16 protein-coding genes are annotated in these 16,310 nt (G+C 36.6%); 5 read left to right on the plus strand and 11 right to left on the minus strand.

Translation table 11 applies throughout. The features are described from left to right. Window positions 1-92 precede the first annotated feature (92 nt). A complete protein-coding gene (locus tag CWS01_RS10330; RefSeq protein WP_157827624.1) occupies window positions 93-536 on the minus strand; it encodes an NUDIX hydrolase in 444 nt (147 codons plus the stop codon). Between the two features lie 379 nt (window positions 537-915). Here CWS01_RS10330 and CWS01_RS10335 point away from each other — a divergent pair, with 379 nt between their 5' ends. Both CWS01_RS10335 and CWS01_RS10340 read left to right on the plus strand, forming a co-directional pair. Next, complete coding sequence (locus CWS01_RS10335) at window positions 916-2,595, plus strand: methyl-accepting chemotaxis protein (RefSeq protein WP_101177119.1); 1,680 nt, start codon at window positions 916-918, stop codon at window positions 2,593-2,595. Between the two features lie 625 nt (window positions 2,596-3,220). Continuing rightward, on the plus strand, window positions 3,221-4,612 hold the full coding sequence (locus CWS01_RS10340; RefSeq protein WP_101177120.1) for an L-cystine transporter: 1,392 nt from the start codon (window positions 3,221-3,223) through the stop codon (window positions 4,610-4,612). 126 nt (window positions 4,613-4,738) lie between these two features. Here CWS01_RS10340 and CWS01_RS10345 read toward each other — a convergent pair whose 3' ends face one another. After that, entirely contained in the window at window positions 4,739-5,290 is a 552-nt protein-coding gene (locus CWS01_RS10345; protein WP_101177121.1) for an NADPH-dependent FMN reductase, read from the minus strand. 368 nt (window positions 5,291-5,658) lie between these two features. Then, on the minus strand, window positions 5,659-6,525 hold the full coding sequence (locus CWS01_RS10350; RefSeq protein WP_101177122.1) for an SDR family oxidoreductase: 867 nt from the start codon (window positions 6,523-6,525) through the stop codon (window positions 5,659-5,661). Window positions 6,526-6,763: 238 nt separating this feature from the next. Between CWS01_RS10350 and CWS01_RS10355 the strand changes: the two genes are divergently transcribed. After that, on the plus strand, window positions 6,764-7,198 hold the full coding sequence (locus CWS01_RS10355) for an Rrf2 family transcriptional regulator (RefSeq protein ID WP_101177123.1): 435 nt from the start codon (window positions 6,764-6,766) through the stop codon (window positions 7,196-7,198). 198 nt (window positions 7,199-7,396) lie between these two features. On the opposite strand, the gene CWS01_RS10360 is transcribed toward CWS01_RS10355, so the two are convergent. The 3 genes from CWS01_RS10360 to CWS01_RS10370 all read right to left on the minus strand — a co-directional run bounded on the left by CWS01_RS10360 (window position 7,397) and on the right by CWS01_RS10370 (window position 10,715). Further along, window positions 7,397-8,590, minus strand: coding sequence for an aminotransferase-like domain-containing protein (locus CWS01_RS10360; protein WP_101177124.1), 1,194 nt, complete (start codon window positions 8,588-8,590; stop codon window positions 7,397-7,399). A gap of 984 nt (window positions 8,591-9,574) precedes the next feature. Continuing rightward, window positions 9,575-10,141, minus strand: a complete 567-nt coding sequence (locus tag CWS01_RS10365; RefSeq protein ID WP_101177125.1) for a hypothetical protein — start codon at window positions 10,139-10,141, stop codon at window positions 9,575-9,577. A gap of 142 nt (window positions 10,142-10,283) precedes the next feature. After that, on the minus strand, window positions 10,284-10,715 hold the full coding sequence (locus CWS01_RS10370; RefSeq protein WP_101177126.1) for a CBO0543 family protein: 432 nt from the start codon (window positions 10,713-10,715) through the stop codon (window positions 10,284-10,286). Window positions 10,716-11,061: 346 nt separating this feature from the next. On the opposite strand from CWS01_RS10370, the gene CWS01_RS10375 reads away from it, so the two are divergent. Next, a complete protein-coding gene (locus CWS01_RS10375) occupies window positions 11,062-11,574 on the plus strand; it encodes a MogA/MoaB family molybdenum cofactor biosynthesis protein (protein ID WP_101177127.1) in 513 nt (170 codons plus the stop codon). 632 nt (window positions 11,575-12,206) lie between these two features. Here CWS01_RS10375 and galU read toward each other — a convergent pair. From galU to CWS01_RS10390, 4 genes are all read right to left on the minus strand, one after another. Next, window positions 12,207-13,097 carry a UTP--glucose-1-phosphate uridylyltransferase GalU gene (galU, locus tag CWS01_RS10380; RefSeq protein ID WP_101177128.1) on the minus strand — a complete coding sequence of 297 codons (891 nt, stop codon included), beginning with the start codon at window positions 13,095-13,097 and terminating at the stop codon, window positions 12,207-12,209. 279 nt (window positions 13,098-13,376) lie between these two features. Next, window positions 13,377-13,859 (minus strand): hypothetical protein, encoded by a 483-nt coding sequence (locus CWS01_RS10385; protein ID WP_101177129.1) that lies wholly within the window; start codon window positions 13,857-13,859, stop codon window positions 13,377-13,379. Window positions 13,860-13,980: 121 nt separating this feature from the next. Next, window positions 13,981-14,124, minus strand: coding sequence for a hypothetical protein (locus CWS01_RS22355; RefSeq protein WP_157827625.1), 144 nt, complete (start codon window positions 14,122-14,124; stop codon window positions 13,981-13,983). A 106-nt stretch (window positions 14,125-14,230) separates the two neighbouring features. Further along, the gene (locus tag CWS01_RS10390) at window positions 14,231-14,713 is read right to left on the minus strand and encodes a CBO0543 family protein (protein ID WP_101177130.1); all 483 of its coding nucleotides are present in this window, start codon (window positions 14,711-14,713) and stop codon (window positions 14,231-14,233) included. A 211-nt stretch (window positions 14,714-14,924) separates the two neighbouring features. Here CWS01_RS10390 and CWS01_RS10395 point away from each other — a divergent pair, with 211 nt between their 5' ends. After that, window positions 14,925-15,050 carry an anti-repressor SinI family protein gene (locus tag CWS01_RS10395; RefSeq protein WP_101177131.1) on the plus strand — a complete coding sequence of 42 codons (126 nt, stop codon included), beginning with the start codon at window positions 14,925-14,927 and terminating at the stop codon, window positions 15,048-15,050. Window positions 15,051-15,274: 224 nt separating this feature from the next. On the opposite strand, the gene CWS01_RS10400 is transcribed toward CWS01_RS10395, so the two are convergent. Further along, window positions 15,275-16,180, minus strand: a complete 906-nt coding sequence (locus CWS01_RS10400) for a LysR family transcriptional regulator (protein WP_101177132.1) — start codon at window positions 16,178-16,180, stop codon at window positions 15,275-15,277. Between the last annotated feature and the right edge of the window lie 130 nt (window positions 16,181-16,310).

Genomic DNA, 16,310 nt, shown 5'->3' on the forward strand with positions numbered 1-16,310 from the left:
CTTCCCCTTTATTTCTTATCTTTCATCTAGCTTAAGCAAAATATTAATCCTAAACCTTTTGATCCATCATTATACAATGGAATTTACAAATCTTATGGAATATAGCTTTCCAAAAGCAGCTTCGTAGTCTGCGTCATATGAGCAGGAAGGCTGTTTGGAGGAAAATACTGAAACTTGCTGAGTTCCTCATAATCCACTTTGAAATCTTTTTCCAATATTTCTGCTTCAAATAAGGCAATCACACTGTATACTTGATCTCCATTTGGGTATTCATGGTACAATTCTGCCCCAGAGAAAATGCCGCACCATTTGAGACATGGACTAGCTACATGAAGCTCTTCTCTTATTTCCCGCTGCATTGTTTCTTCAAAGGTTTCTCCTAATTCCATATATCCACCGCATAATCCCCAATTATTTGTATCCTTGCGAAAAACTAATAATAGCTCGTCTTTTTTATTCTTTATGATCGCTGCAGATGAATTTAGAATTAGCGGCCTGCTTCCAGTGAGGCTTCTTATTTCTTCAATATAGCCCATATGCATCCCTCTTTTTTGTGTTCGTTATTCTTATCCTTTCCGTTTACTCAAAAATTATGGAGAAATTTGCTGCTGACAAAGGTTCTTATTCCTAGATTAGTGACTGAATGCTTTATCTTATCGTTTTGCAGCATCTATATTTTTTTGCCTTTATATAGGTAATGGATAGAAATTTTTAGAGGCACAATGCAAATCAAGTGACTTTTCAGATAAACATGTCATAATAAAAAACCAAGGACTTTTTTCACATTTTAATGTTTACCCCATTCTAAATATGGGTATTTAGATGTAGAAAAAGTGATTTTTTAACCATATATTTCAAATTCAAGTAGTTTGAATTAAATCTATTTTTTTTACAGTTTCCAAGGAGGAAAAAGGAATGAGTATTAGACAGAAATTTATTGCTGGCTTTGGAGTCATCATTTTATTTATAGCGGCTATTGCTTCACTTGGATTTTATGGAAATGAGTATACCGATCAACAGCTTGAGGGAATGATGGAGGAAGATTATACTTTGGTGTCCCTTGCAACAAAGATGGAGGTTAATGTATCGAAGCGGGTAATTTTGGCTCGCGGTTATGTATTATACGGGGATGATACGTATAAAGAGCGCTTTTTGAAGGAAACGGAAAAGGCAGCCGATTTAACAGAACAGATAAATGAGGTAATGGGGAATTCTAAAGAATATCAAGAAGCTGTCGCCAAAAGCATCAAATGGGAGAATTTAATCATTGATCAAGTTATTCCTGCATATGAAGAGGGCGGTTTTAATGCGGCTATTCCGTTAATGGAACAGTATTGTCAAACATGGTCGGAGGAAGCGATGAATGCTTGGATCGGCATTCAGGAAACAGCTGATAAAGATTTGATACATACTAATAATACCATTCAGGAAGACAATTCCTTTCAGCAGCAGCTTTTTATTGGTCTCGCGATTTTAACAACGATTATTGCGTTGACTGTGGCTTTTTGGATGTCTCGTTCCATTGTGCGTCCAATACTTGCAGTGGCAAAACAGCTGACGCTAATTGGGAAAGGCGATTTATCTGTCGCTCCTCTTCACTTTAAGCGCAAAGATGAGTTCCATACACTTGCTGCCACATTAAATGATATGGTGAAAAATTTAAGTGATATGGTTTCCCGCATTACGATGATTGAAAATAATCTGTATACTACTTCTAGCGATTTGCTTAACAATAGGGAAGGGCTAAAAGATAAAGCGACTGCTGTAAAAGATGCGATTGATGCAGTAGCAACTGGCTCTGCGATACAAATGGAAGGGGCAGTGGAAACGTCTCTTGCAATGGCTGCCGTCTCAACAAGCATGGAGCATATTGCTAATGCTTCTTCTCAAGTCTCTGATTATTCTGTTCGCGTTAATCAGTATGCATCAGAAGGAAATACAATTGTACAAGGAACCATTAAGGAGTTAACGGAACTGGATGTATCTGTTAAAGAAACATCTGATACAATCACCAGTCTCCATGATAAAACCGATCGAATTGGCGAAATCTCGGCACTTATCCATGATATTTCGGAGCAGACAAACTTGCTTTCCCTAAATGCAGCGATTGAAGCAGCTCGTGCCGGCGAACATGGAAGAGGATTTGAAGTGGTTGCCAATGAAGTAAGAAATCTTGCCAGACGCACGAAAGAGTCATCTGGAGAAATTGTTGCTTTAATCACAGCCATAAAAAAAGAGACCAATGGAGCCCTTTCTTCTACGTTAAAAAGCCAAAAAGAAATGGAAGCAAGTCTTCATGCAGCAAACAATGCTGGACTGGCTTTTAAAAATATTGCAAAAGCTGTTCAAACCATATCTGCCCAAATCCAAGAAGTATCGGCATCATCTGAAGAAGTTTCTGCAAGTGTAGAGGAAATTACCGCCTCGGTTGAGCAGTTATCCGGCATTGCCAAAGAAAATGTAGACTATGTTCATCATGTAACTTCTTCTACGGAAAGCCAGATGCAGTCGATGTATAAAGTTGGCGTTTCTATTGAGGAATTAAATAAAATGGCACGTGAACTAAAAGGGATTATGGAGCGTTTTGAGGTGTAGGAAGTTAGTTGGATAAGAGGCTTTCTAATAAGTCCTAAAAATAAAATCAGTTGAAGAAATACAGAGTACTTTTCTTTACTTGATAATTTGTTGATGGAAGCGGAAATCAACAGAACAGTTTAACAGAGTTAAAAAAGGAGGGGGCTGTATCCAAAAGTGATTTTTAATGACTTTTGGGGCAGCTCTTCTTTTTTATAGGCTGTTTTCGTAAACTTTGTTGCTTTTGGTTGATTTCCGTTTCAGGATGCTCGCTTTCCGTGGGGCGGGTGATGAGCATCCTCATGCTGCGCCCTGCGGGGTCTCACCTGTCCCGCTAATCCCACAGGAGTCTCGCACCTTTCACTCCAATCAACCTGTCTTAAAAATGGATTTATTCATGGAAACTATCTGAAAAACAGCAATCTTTTAGAAAACAACCTTTTTATATACAAATATAATTTAATTTCTAATTATATCTGGAAGGAAAAGTGGCTAGAGCGCTGTATTTATAAAGCCTTTTCTAAGAAAAAAAGAAAGATGATTGTGCTAAAATTATTTTTGTTTTTCAATACCCTGTTGACTTATCGGAATAGTTATATTATAACTATTAAATACATAAGAAAAGAATCTACAGGGGGAAATATTTATGCATCATTTTTTAGTACTGATTAATATTGTTATCTTAGCTGCATTTATTGCAGGATTATATATCATGCAGCGTAAGCATGTATCCTTTTCCAAACGAGTATTTACTGCATTAGGATTAGGAATTATCTTTGGTTTTGCGCTTCAATTCATTTATGGACCAACCAATGAGGTTACTTTAAATACATCTGATTGGTTTAGCATTGTCGGAAGCGGTTATGTGAAGTTTCTGCAGATGATTGTGATGCCTCTTGTCTTTATTTCAATCGTTGCATCCTTTACACGATTGAAACTAACGAAAAACATTGGAAAGATCAGCATCTTAACAATTGGTATCTTGCTTGCAACAACGGCGGTTGCGGCGGGAATTGCCATTGTCACAACAACTAGCTTTAATTTAGAGTCTGTGCAAATCAGTCAAGGAGATGCGGAAGCACAGCGAGGAGCATATCTAGAAGATAATTTAACCAATTTAGAGGCAAAAACGATTCCACAGCAAATCGTAGCATTATTTCCAGCAAATCCATTTCTTGATTTAACTGGAGCTCGTTCTACTTCTACAATTGGCGTTGTTATTTTCGCTGCATTTGTCGGGATTGCTTATTTAGGCATAAAACGCAAAAAGCCAGAAGAAGCGGCCTTTTTCTCGAAAATTATTGATACTATTTATGCCATTGTGATGCGTATTGTGACATTAATCCTGCGCTTAACGCCATATGGTATTCTAGCGATTATGACAAAAACAGTGGCAACAAGTGATATGGATGCCATCGTCAAATTAGGAAAGTTCGTAGTTGCTTCTTATGTTGCTTTAATCGCGATGTTTCTTGTTCACTTACTTCTATTATTTATAATGGGTGCAAATCCTATTACTTATGTAAAAAAAGCCTTTCCAGTATTAGCGTTTGCTTTTACTTCTCGCACAAGTGCTGGAGCGCTTCCGTTAAATATTAATACACAGACAAAACAATTAGGTGTGCCAGAAAGTATTGCGAATTTCGCTGGCTCATTCGGTCTTACCATTGGCCAAAATGGCTGTGCAGGCATTTATCCTGCGATGCTTGCGGTTATGATTGCACCAACAGTGGGCATTGATCCATTAACGCCTTCCTTTATCTTTACCTTGATTGCCATTGTTGTCATTAGTTCTTTTGGTGTGGCAGGAGTTGGCGGCGGTGCGACATTTGCGGCAATTCTAGTTTTATCTTCTTTAAATTTACCTGTCGCTTTAGCAGGATTGCTTATTTCTGTAGAACCATTAATTGATATGGGACGCACTGCTTTAAATGTTAGCGGCAGTATGACCGCTGGGGTAGTCACTAGTAAACTGACAAAAGACTTGGATACAAAAGTATACAATACCCCTGCTGTTGCCGATACAGTGGATGCTTAAGTTTTGTACAGATAAATAATTTAACTTAAAATAATGGAAGGCTCCCAGATTGCAGCAATCTAGGAGCCTTTTCGCATATATAAAAAAGCCAACACATAGTTGACTTTCGTTCCTACCATATTTATCCTAAGCATTGCGAAGCGGCTTTAATGCTTTGCTCCAAGCAATTACTTGATCGAGCATAAGATTGACATTATTAAAATGCAAATCAGCTGGTTTGAAGGTGCTGTAATTTTCAAAATCGGTGAATAACGATAATGTTGGATGTGTTCGAACATCTGCAATTTGCAGTTCTCCTAATATTCCTCGCAAATGTTCAGCCGCTCTTGCTCCTCCTGCTGAACCATAACTTACAATGCCAGCAGCTTTATTGTTCCACTCATCTCTTGCTAGATCGAGGGCATTTTTTAAGACTCCTGTAATACTATGATTATATTCTGCCACGATAAACACAAATCCATCTAAACTTGTTAGCTTAGAGGACCAAGCTTTCACCTGTTCTTCCCCTGACGGATCACCTAAAAAGGGCAGTTTAAATTCTGCAATATCTACTATTTCATAATGGGCATCCCCGCGTTTTTCCGCAATTTCCTTTACCCAATTTCCCACTTGCGGGCTCACTCGTCCTGGCCGTGTACTTCCTAAAATAATCCCGATATTTACATTTTCTTTAGTCATTGTTTCCTCCTAGCTATTCCAATAATACGAATCATTTTCATAATGACCAGACAACCTGCTCTTTAAACATCTTAAGTAGCTATAAAAACCTTGCCTTTTTGCACTTATTTCAAGTCCCTAAACATCTTGCCAAAACACAATCAGGCACCCCTTTTAAGTAGGAAGAAACATGAACAAATCACACCTTTCTTATCACCTATAGGAAAGATATGTTTAGAAACTCGTATCTATTCTAAATTTAGAGGATGCTTTTCCCACTTAAAAAGCACTCGATTATTTCGAGTGCTTCTGTTTGCAATATTCTTTTTCCTTTAGAAAGCCTATCCATCATTTATAAGATATGAAACAAACATTTACTTAATAGTTTTTTAATTAGAGATGCTTTTAACGATTTGAGTCAGTCCTTCGCTAATTGGTGTAGCTGGACGGCCAAGAAGTTTTTCGAAGTCGTTGCTCTCTACTTCTAGTGTACCTTCTCGAATGTCTTTTTGAATGCTAACAAGCATAGGAATAAGGAAATCTGGCACGCCAGCACCTTTGATGATATCAGTATAAGCAGCATCATCTACATTGTGTACAGGCACTTCTTTTCCCAACACGGCTCCAAGTTCTTCTGCCAATTCTTTCTGAGTCAATAATTTGCCGGAAAGCTCGTAGATTGTGTTTTCATGCCCGCTTCCAGCTAATACAGCAGCTGCAGCTTCTGCATAATCTTGCTGCAATGCCCAGCCTACTTTTCCATTTTCTGCAGATGTCACCCACGGAGCTCCTGCTAGTACGCCTTGAATGCTTGAGCTTTCATTTTCTAAATACCAATTGTTGCGTAAAAAAGAATAAGGAATGCCTGTTTTTAAAATAGCTTCTTCTGTTGCCTTATGAGTAGGAGCAAGGAAGTTTTTGTTTTCTTGTGCATTAGCTAGACTAGTATAAGCAATAAATTTAACTCCAGCACGCTCTGCCGCAGCTACCGCATCATTATGCTGTCTAATTCTTGTTTCATTGTCGCCATCTGCAGAAATAATTAAAAGTCTGTCAATGCCTGCAAAAGCAGCTTCTAACGTTTCAGGACGGTCAAAATCTCCTTGGCGAACTTCTACTCCAAGATTCTTTAATCCTTCCGCTTTCTCTGGATTGCGCACACTCACAGCCAGTTCATTTGCTGATACAGTTTTTAATAAAGCTTCTACTACTTTTGTTCCCAATTTCCCTGTTGCTCCTGTTACTAACATTTTCATGATTTAAATCCTCCTATACATGTATTATTAAAATTTCCCTCTGAAATATTTTCTGTCCGGTTAGTTGTAACCATCTTTGTTACATGTAATAATAATAGTTACAATTAGTATTTTTGTCAATTCATTTAACTAACATTTTTTTATAATCTCCTTAAATTTAACGTATAATGAAATTGTAATCACTTTGATTACATACTAAGAAAATAAATGGTACAGACATGCAAGGAAGGTGATCAATATGTCCATCAGCAGCCGATTTGCTGTAGGAATTCATATATTATCTCTTATTGAGTTTAATAAAGATGGGGTAAGCTCATCAGAGTATTTAGCAGCAAGTGTAAATACAAATCCTGCTCTTATTAGAAAAATTATCGGGATGCTAAAAAAAGCTGGGTTAGTGGAAGTGCATCCAGGCATTGCCGGAACGAAGCTTGCTAAGGAACTATCTGATATTACATTGCTGGACGTATATAAGGCGGTTAATGTTGTTGGGGACAACGAGTTGTTTAGTGTTCACGAAAACCCAAATCCAAAATGTGTAGTAGGCAGAAACATTCAAGATACTATCATTCCGATATTGGCCACTGCCCAATTAGCATTGGAAAAAGTGTTGGGCAATGTAACGATTGAGGATGTTGTGAAAGGTATTGATGACAAAGAGAATTTAAAATAAAGCGGCTATCCATTGGATGCTTTTTTTCAGGTTCAAGAATGCTTTTATATCAGCATTCTTGAACCTAATTCTAATTACGCTGTCATCTTTGCATGATGGAATGAAGATCTAGTGGAAACCACCAATATACCTCCATTTTTTAAAACAGCTATTTTTTCCCTTGTATTTTTGAACTGCTTGGCGGCAGTTGATGGAGCTTTAGTTATAATAAGGCGCCAACAGCTCTCCTAATCTCCGAATGCCCTCCACCATATCCTGTTCTTCTGCATAACTAAAAGAAAACCGCAGATATTCTATTCCTTCCTTTTGATGCAAGAAAAAGTATTTTCCCGGTACATAGGCAACACCTATCGCAAGTGCTTGTTCTAGTAGTTGTTGGGTATCGATACCCGGAGTTTTCACCCAGATAAAGTATCCGCCTTCTGGAACATTCCATGTGATTGGTGCAGGCAAATATTCCTTAAGCGCCTTCAGCATTGTTTGACATCTAGCTTGATAGACTTCTCTTAGCAAGTGAAGTCTGTCTTCCAATGAATTTCCTTCTAAGTATGCCGCTATAGTTGCATGAGAAAATGGGTGTCCTAAATCCTTTTTAAACCAGTCAAACACAGAGATAAGTTCTTGTGCTCCGACAATCCAGCCAATTCTCATTCCTGGTGCAATCACTTTCGATAAGGACCCAACATATAAGACCCTTCCCTCGTCATCAATTGCTTTGCATGGAGTCACACTTTCGTAAAAAGACAGTTCTCCATACGCATCATCCTCTACAATCAGAAAGTCATATTTGTCAGCAAGTTTCAGCATATGTTTCCGCCGCTTTAAAGGCATAGTCGTTCCTGTAGGATTATGAAAAGTGGGAATCGTATAAAGAAAACGGGGCATGGGCAGACGAGCCTGTTTCCGTTCCTCCAGCATTTCTTCTAATTGATCAGTATTCAAACCATATTCATCGACTGGTATATCAATTATATGATTAGTATAATTTTTGAAAATTTCCAGTGCTTCCATATAAGTAGGAGCTTCTACTGCAATGACCGCCTCTTCATCCAGCAAAGAGCGAGCAATAAGATCAATGCCCTGGCATGCTCCTGATGTAATAAGCAGTTCTTCTTCGCAAACATTTATACCGCGACTTTCCAACCTTTTTTGGATTTGTTGTGGCAAACTTGCCGTATGGGAACTTCCAATATAATGAAAAGGAAGGTCCTGCTCTTCTTTAATAAGAGTACCTACTGCAGCCTTGATTTGTTGTGCAGGCACAAGGTTTGGCGCTGGGTACCCGGAGTTTAATCGAATGCATCCTTCTGGCAGAACAGACATCCATGCCCCAGGTGGATCATTCTGAAGAGCTTTTTTCACATTTTCAGGAAAAAACAATGAATAATTCATAAAGTTTCTATTCCTTTCTGGCCTATAAACAGCAGCATCACAAAAACGAGACTATGCATCGTCTCGTTTTTGCTTATTTATTTCCATTATAAATAATAGTTAAAAAAACTCATACGGCTTTTTTATCCACTTCTCTGCTTTTTATCGATTTCGTGGCTTTTTTTATCGATTTCGCAGCTTTTTTTATCAATTCCCCTGCTTTTTATCGACTTCTCTGCCTTTTTATCAATTTCTCAGCTTTTTTTATCAATTTCTCAGCTTTTTTTATCGATTCCCCTGCTTTTTATCGATTTCTCAGCTTTTTTTATCGATTTCTCAGCTCTTTTTATCAATTTCCCTGCCTTTTTATCGATTTCACTGTTTTTTACAACTCAGCGCTCATTTCATATAAAATAAGACAGCTCGTCTACTTGCAGAGCTGCCTTCTCGCTTTATTTCCTTGGTGACTTTTTGAATTTACTTACTGAAAAACAAGTCTCAAGCGAGTTTTTCACTATTTTGCAGATAAAGAAATAGGTTAACATGTATTGAATATAATAAGATAAATAGGAACACTCGATGCGTCTAAAGAAAGGCGTGGAAGAAACGGAAGAAGTTGGTATGGATAGCTCCACACTCTATAGCAGATTCCCAATACATCGATATACGAAGATAAAAGGTTGTTGGCAAAACCAAAAAAGCCGATCAGCAATATATTCTTTCGATCAATAACAAAGTATAAAAGGACAAGAGGAACAACTAAAATAAGAAGAACCACCCAGAATTGCCATGTACCCATATGTGAATATAGCTGCCAATAATGCAGCCCTGTTTTTGTTATATTATCTTGCAGGGAAGCTAATTTATCCAGTAATTTCTACTGCTGATGACCCAACTTCTTATCTTGCTTTTCCTCTATTTTTGCAAGCGTACAGGATTTATGTCTGAAATCTGAAAAAATGATAAAGCAGCTGCTTCTTCCCTGTGTACCATGTATAATCTGCTTTAAGATGCAGCCTTTGCTTTTAGTCTAATAATCAATTTAGTGAACCAATAAGCAATATAGGCGATCCCTATATCAATAAGAACTAAGTAAAAATGAGTCATGCCTTTTCTTAGAGTTAACAAGCCGATAAATTCTTCTAGTTGTGCAAAAACAAAGGCAAATGCAACGCTTAACAACACACTATATAGATAGAAGTTTTTATTTCTATTTGTACAATATTGATATAAAAGCAAAAATCCTACTGGCAGTACGGAGGCTGTAATATTCATTGCATTCGGAAGAATCGGCAGCAAAAAATACTTATGAACAGCATAACCGCTTCTTCCAAGGGCGATATCGGTATAACTCCAAAGTACATGTACCGTATATCCAAAGAAAAACAGCTCAAAAATTCTTCTTCTATCTACTAAAAAGTATAACAATGCTACTGGTACAACTAAGGAGGCTAACACTACCCAGAACTGCCATGCCCCTATCCCAGTATATTGATTCCAATACGAAGAATACAAAGAATTTAATTGATCATTGTTTTTATATATTTCATTCCAAAATTCATTCCGAGTCATTTTTCCACCTCACTGTAGTAGTGTTTGTAAAAAAATAGCTATTATTCAAAAAAGTCCATACCCTTTCTCTATTTCATATCACTTATTCGAACATCAAAGATAATTAGGAATGATAGGATAATAATAACGGAGAATAGCCAACCTAACAGAGGGTTTTTATGATGGATGGGCAAAATAAAAAAATGATGCCGGTAAATATAACAGACCACCACATATTCCAGCCATTATGGTAGGAAATAAAACCAAATTTACTGTTTATGTATTCAAAGCATAAAAATATACTTGACCATAATAAAAACCATAAAAAGCGTTTTCCCCAGCTATCAGGAAATCTGCCTAAATAGATTAATACCGTTACCGTATAAGAAATAGTCATCGACAAAAGGGTAATCATCGTATGATTAGGCAAAGTGATGTCTTGAAATAGCCACATTGGTTTCTTATAGAGCAGAAAATTATATAAAAGATCTCTCACAATCAAAAAAAGGATGGTAGGATAATATTTTTTCCAATTTTGCCAATCTCCCCATATCATCCCTGCTATTAAATAGAGGGCATTCATCAGAGTATACATATTGTTATCCTCCCAAAAGATTACTACTATAATCCCAAAAAATAAAACAATTATGAGAAGCTAAAGATATATCCTTTTGGCAAATAGCACTTCCACTTTACGAAAAAGTTTTATCGTACTTTAGAGAAGTTTCATTTTTCTATAGCTTGTTGCCATTACTTTTTTAGAATCTGCTTTTTTGGTAATCGACTTGACGAGAGACTCTCTTTTTTGAGGTGAGGTACGTGGTTCGCTTCCAATGAAAATTCATTGGAAGCTACTTTTTTATCAGCATTTTTATCTATATAATTGACTATAGATCTGCAATCTGAGCTTTATGAGAGATAGCATAAAGGAGGGGAATACAATGAGTGTACAGGAGCATAAACAAAAAGCAACTCAAGCTGTTCGCTGTAAAATTATTACGGTTTCAGATACACGAACAAAAGAAACCGATAAAAGCGGGGCATTAATGATTGAACTTCTGAAACAGCATGATATGCAAATTGCCAGTTATGAAATAGTGAAAGATGACCTAGTATTGATTCAACAATCTATCCTTAATGGCTGCGGCCAAAGTGACATAGATATTGTGCTGTTAAATGGAGGAACAGGCATTACTAAACGAGATGTCACCATTGAAGCAGTGCACGCTTTAATACATAAAGAAATTGTTGGATTTGGGGAACTATTCCGCATGCTTAGCTATACAGAAGACATTGGCAGTGCCGCGCTGATGAGCAGAGCCATTGCTGGCACCATTCATAATAAAGCTGTATTTTCTACGCCAGGCTCAAGCGGCGCTGTTCGTTTGGCAATGACTAAGCTTATTTTGCCAGAACTTCGCCATATCGTTTGGGAATTGAATCGTCAAAAGTAAAGACTCTTTTCTAAACGATTTTCAAGAGCATCCATAAAATAAGGAGTCTTCAGCTAAAAAAATGAGGTTGGGACACAACTAATTAGATAATCTGTAAAGACGAATAATCTCTAATTTAGCTTTAAAATAAAGGCTGGTTTCGCAATCTTGGTTACTTGTTAGTCCAGTATAAAAACTAATTTGTTCCATTGCGCTACAGACACTCCCTTTCCGCGGGGAGGAAGCTGAGCCTCCTCGGCACGCCTGCGGGGTCTCAGCCTTTCCTCTACTTCCCGCAGGAGTGGAGTGTCCTCCGCTCCATTCCACTTCGTTTTTAAAGGGTGTTATCTAAAAAAAATAGAAAAAATTAATTTTTTAGAAAAACAGAGCAGCCTGAATACACGTAGACTCCTGTGGGATTAGCGAGACAGCTTAGACCCTGCAGGCAAAGCCGAAGCGGCTCAGCGCGAGCCCCACGGAAAGCGAAGTGTATTCAGGCTGCGGGTAATAACAACAAATTTTACTGAAACCGCCCTTTTAAAAGCTTAAAAAACCCGAACGATTATACAAAAATTACGTATAATCGTTCGGGTTTAACTTCAACTGGAATATCTATATCCTAGCCTTATTTCTTTCACATACTACTTTTCTAATTATAGTTTCAAAGCTTCTTCATTTAATTTCGCAAGTTCTTGAATATAACGAAGCATTTCTTCTCTAATTTCTTCATTTTGCAAGGCAAATTCGACTGTTGTTTTAACAAATCCTAGCTTTTCGCCAACATCGTAGCGTTTGCCTTCGAAGTCGTAGGCAAATACACGTTGAATTTCATTTAACTGCTGGATTGCATCTGTTAATTGAATTTCGCCGCCTGCGCCTACTTGTTGGTTCTCTAGGAAACGAAAAATTTCTGGTGTAAACACATAACGACCCATGATAGCTAAATTAGAAGGTGCTGTACCTAATTTTGGCTTTTCAACAAAATTATTTACTTGGTAGCGTCTTCCTTCTGCCTCTCCTGGATCCACAATTCCGTAGCGGTCTGTTTCATTTTCCGGGACTGTTTGTACACCAATTACAGAAGCATGTGTATCTTCGTATTGATCGATTAATTGTTTTAAACACGGAGTATCGCCTTGGACAATATCGTCTCCCAAAAGAACAGCAAATGGCTCATCGCCAATAAAGCTTTTTGCGCACCATACAGCATGGCCTAATCCTTTTGGTTCTTTTTGGCGAATATAGTGGATATCTGCTAGATTAGAAGAGTATTGAACTTTCTCAAGAAGGTCCATTTTTCCTTTTTCCAACAAGTTATTTTCTAATTCGTGGGCATAATCGAAATGGTCTTCAATTGCTCTTTTCCCTTTTCCTGTTACAATAATAATGTCTTCAATTCCTGATGCAATCGCTTCTTCGACAATATATTGAATAGTTGGTTTATCCACAATTGGCAGCATTTCTTTTGGCATGGCTTTCGTTGCAGGCAAGAATCTCGTTCCAAGTCCTGCTGCTGGTATAATCGCTTTTCTGACTTTCTTCACGTTCCCATATCCCCCTCTGATTATCTTCTTCTATTTTTTCAAATATGTGTAAATCAGTACATTAAAAGTAAAATCATCATAACATTTTTCCTTTTCCTTGAAAATACTTTTTATTATGGGGATTAAAGGAAAATAAACTCTTATTCTATTATTATTTTACTATATATTTTAATTTACGCAAAGGGATACAGGGATTTCACAGGATAATAGTAACGGATTAGAGGAATAAATAGGGAAAAAATTATTTTCTTCCTATACTAAACATCTTTAAGAATTAGCTTATTTTTCACATGCAATCCAATTCCGATGCAGAGGCAAATAGTAATAATAGACAATAAAGTAAATCGGAATACTAAAAAGAAGATTCCAATGGTTTTGTTTCATATAGCCAATAGCAGTGACCGTTCCTTCCACTGTCAAGGACAGCAGTATAAAAAGAAGGACTAGCCCCCATTTTCTATCGTTTTTCAAATAATTTAAATAAATGACAGCTAGAGAAGATGGGATAAATGTATAGGTAATCATCTCTCCTAAACCAGATATTGTACTGTCACCAAAATCCACTAAATCTAAAAAGTCTGCAAAGATGTTATCTGCCACCCAAGTCATAAGCCCTACAACCCCGATAGTGATATATATTTCTCTCCATTTCATTGCTTTTTTCTCCATAAACACTATATACAATAACAGAATGCATGCAATCACGATTGGGAGCCAAATACCTTTTGCTCCTAAATCTAGATTTTTGATGATTTTATCCATGTTTATCACCTACAAAATGATTAGTTTGTTTGTAGTATGGACAAAAACTTATATATTATTCGACAAGTTCCGACGAGAGCTTTCTATTGTGAGCATAAAAAAACACCCCATAAGGATGTTTTTAATGATAACTTCTTTTATCTTCCATCTCTATATTAACACATTGGTCTAATTCTTTATTCCATAACTCTTCTTCAATATCCTCTTCAACAAATAGTGGCTTTTCTGTAAGTTCTGTAAAATAATTGAACAGTTTTTCTAACATCTAAAGCACCCCATTTCATCTTGATATTAATCTATACCCTCATTTTAGAAAAGTATTATTAATATTGTAGGGACTTTTTATGAATAATTTGTTAAGATATTAAATTTTATTTGTAATGAAAACCGCTTTTTATCATTTTGACCACCCAGATATTTAACCAAGACTTTATTGCCAGACCAATAATCGAATGATACCACTTCCAGCCATTTTTCCACTTTATTAATTTTGTATTTTTGGTAGCCCAAATCTCTACTCCAAAAATGCAAAGAATCATGCCTAACACCTTAACAAAAGTCATCCTCTTTCCGTCTTTTTCCGTTATATTATTTAAAAACACGGATACTGTTGGATACAATAAATAATCAAACGCCACATTTTTTTTAAATAGCTTGGGCATAAACCGAATCGGATATTCCAATTTTTTATGATAAACAAGGTATTGGTCCATCCACCCATTTGTTATTGCATTTAATAAAAAAGCAAGGAGTCCATATTTTAAAGAATTTTTTTTAAAAAGAAACGGAAGGAGAATTATTGCAACTAAGGAGACACCTCTTAAAAAATTTTTATCAAATATATTTCTTTTCATATTCATTACCTTCGTTTTATTTTCGACATAATCTTCTTTCTGGCAACAGAAAAAAACTGGATTTTTAATCATTTCTTTTTAAAGTAGTATGTCTCACTGCAAAAAATGTATACACCATGGGGAAATTTGCAGAATATTGTCAAATGAAAATTCTGAAAAAAATAATATTTTCTTGTAAAATATGATTAAAACCTTTATTCTAGGAGGCTTTATGGATAGCCACAATGCTAGCGGAGAACACTTAGATCAAGAATGGATAGAGCTCCTATTAGTCGCCCGTGAAATAGGATTATCTATAAAAGAGATACGGGATTTCCTACAGAAAAAAAGTGCATAGAAAGAATGCCATCCTTTTTTCTATGCAGCTTATATTGAGCTTCTTCCTTGGTTTATAGAAAATCCGCCGTTTTTCGCCGAATAATAGATAAATCGTAAAAAATGAAAATAAATTGGTCCAAAAAATACATAAATAAGCTTAAATAGAAGATACTATTAAAAAAATGAAAATAACCTCAAAAAGAGGAGCATAAATGTTTCTTGATCCCTTCTATTCGTCTCCTTTCATTGATTAAAATTCGTTAATCTTGCATAAAACTCTGTTAGAAAATTGTAAAATAGTTTTTCTGTCGGAAGCAATTCCCGTTGCGTTGGGGAAATAACGCCAACTGTCCGGGTAATTTCCGGTTCGATTAATGGGACTTTCACTGTAGACCTTGGAATAGTATCGACTAAAGTCACTTCTGGCATTAAAGCAACACCGAGTCCTGCTGATACTAATCCCTTTAATGCATCAATATCTTGCCCTTCAAAGGAGATGTCTGGTGAAAATCCTTCTTCTTGGCATGCATGGTCAACAATTTCACGAAAAACAAATCCTTTTGGCAGAACAACAAAGGAATCATTCATCAATTCTCTTAAGCGAATCGATTCTTTTTTTGCAAGTGGATGGTGAATCGGCAGCAATGCAACAATATTTTCCGTAAATAATGTTTTGCGTTTTATTTTTTTCTGTTCATTTGGCATTGGGGCAATCATTGCCAGATTATATTCCCCTTTAATAACACCTTCGATTAAATCCCGATTAAGCGCCTGCACCATCTGAAACTTCACCTCTGGATAAAGTTTGCGAAAGGCAAAGATCACAGATGGCAATGTATGTGCAGCTAAACTTATTTGAAAGGCGATGCGAATCGTCCCCTTTTCCGGCGCCAAATATTCTTTCACTTCTCGTGCAGCTTCGTCAATTAGATTCATGCCATGTTTGATGCGCTCCAAGAATATTTTTCCAATCGGCGTTAATTTTACTCTTCTGCCGTCGCGAATAAATAAATCTACTCCAAGTTCGCTTTCCAAATTAAAAATCTGCCTGCTTACAGATGACTGGGCAACATGCAGAGCGTCCGCTGCTTTTGTCACATGTTCTCTTTGTGCCACTTCCATAAAATAACGAATTTGTCTGATTTCCATCGTACTTATTCTCCTTTCTCTTCATGCATAAAACGCATCAACTATATCGTTTCTTAATATTGAAGCGATTACTACCTAAAGTATAGAATTAAATCAAAACCAAATGAAGTTTTTTAAATTTTAAAAAAAC

It is taken from the genome of Niallia nealsonii, assembly GCF_002835805.1.
In the GTDB taxonomy this organism is placed as follows: domain Bacteria; phylum Bacillota; class Bacilli; order Bacillales; family Cytobacillaceae; genus Niallia; species Niallia nealsonii.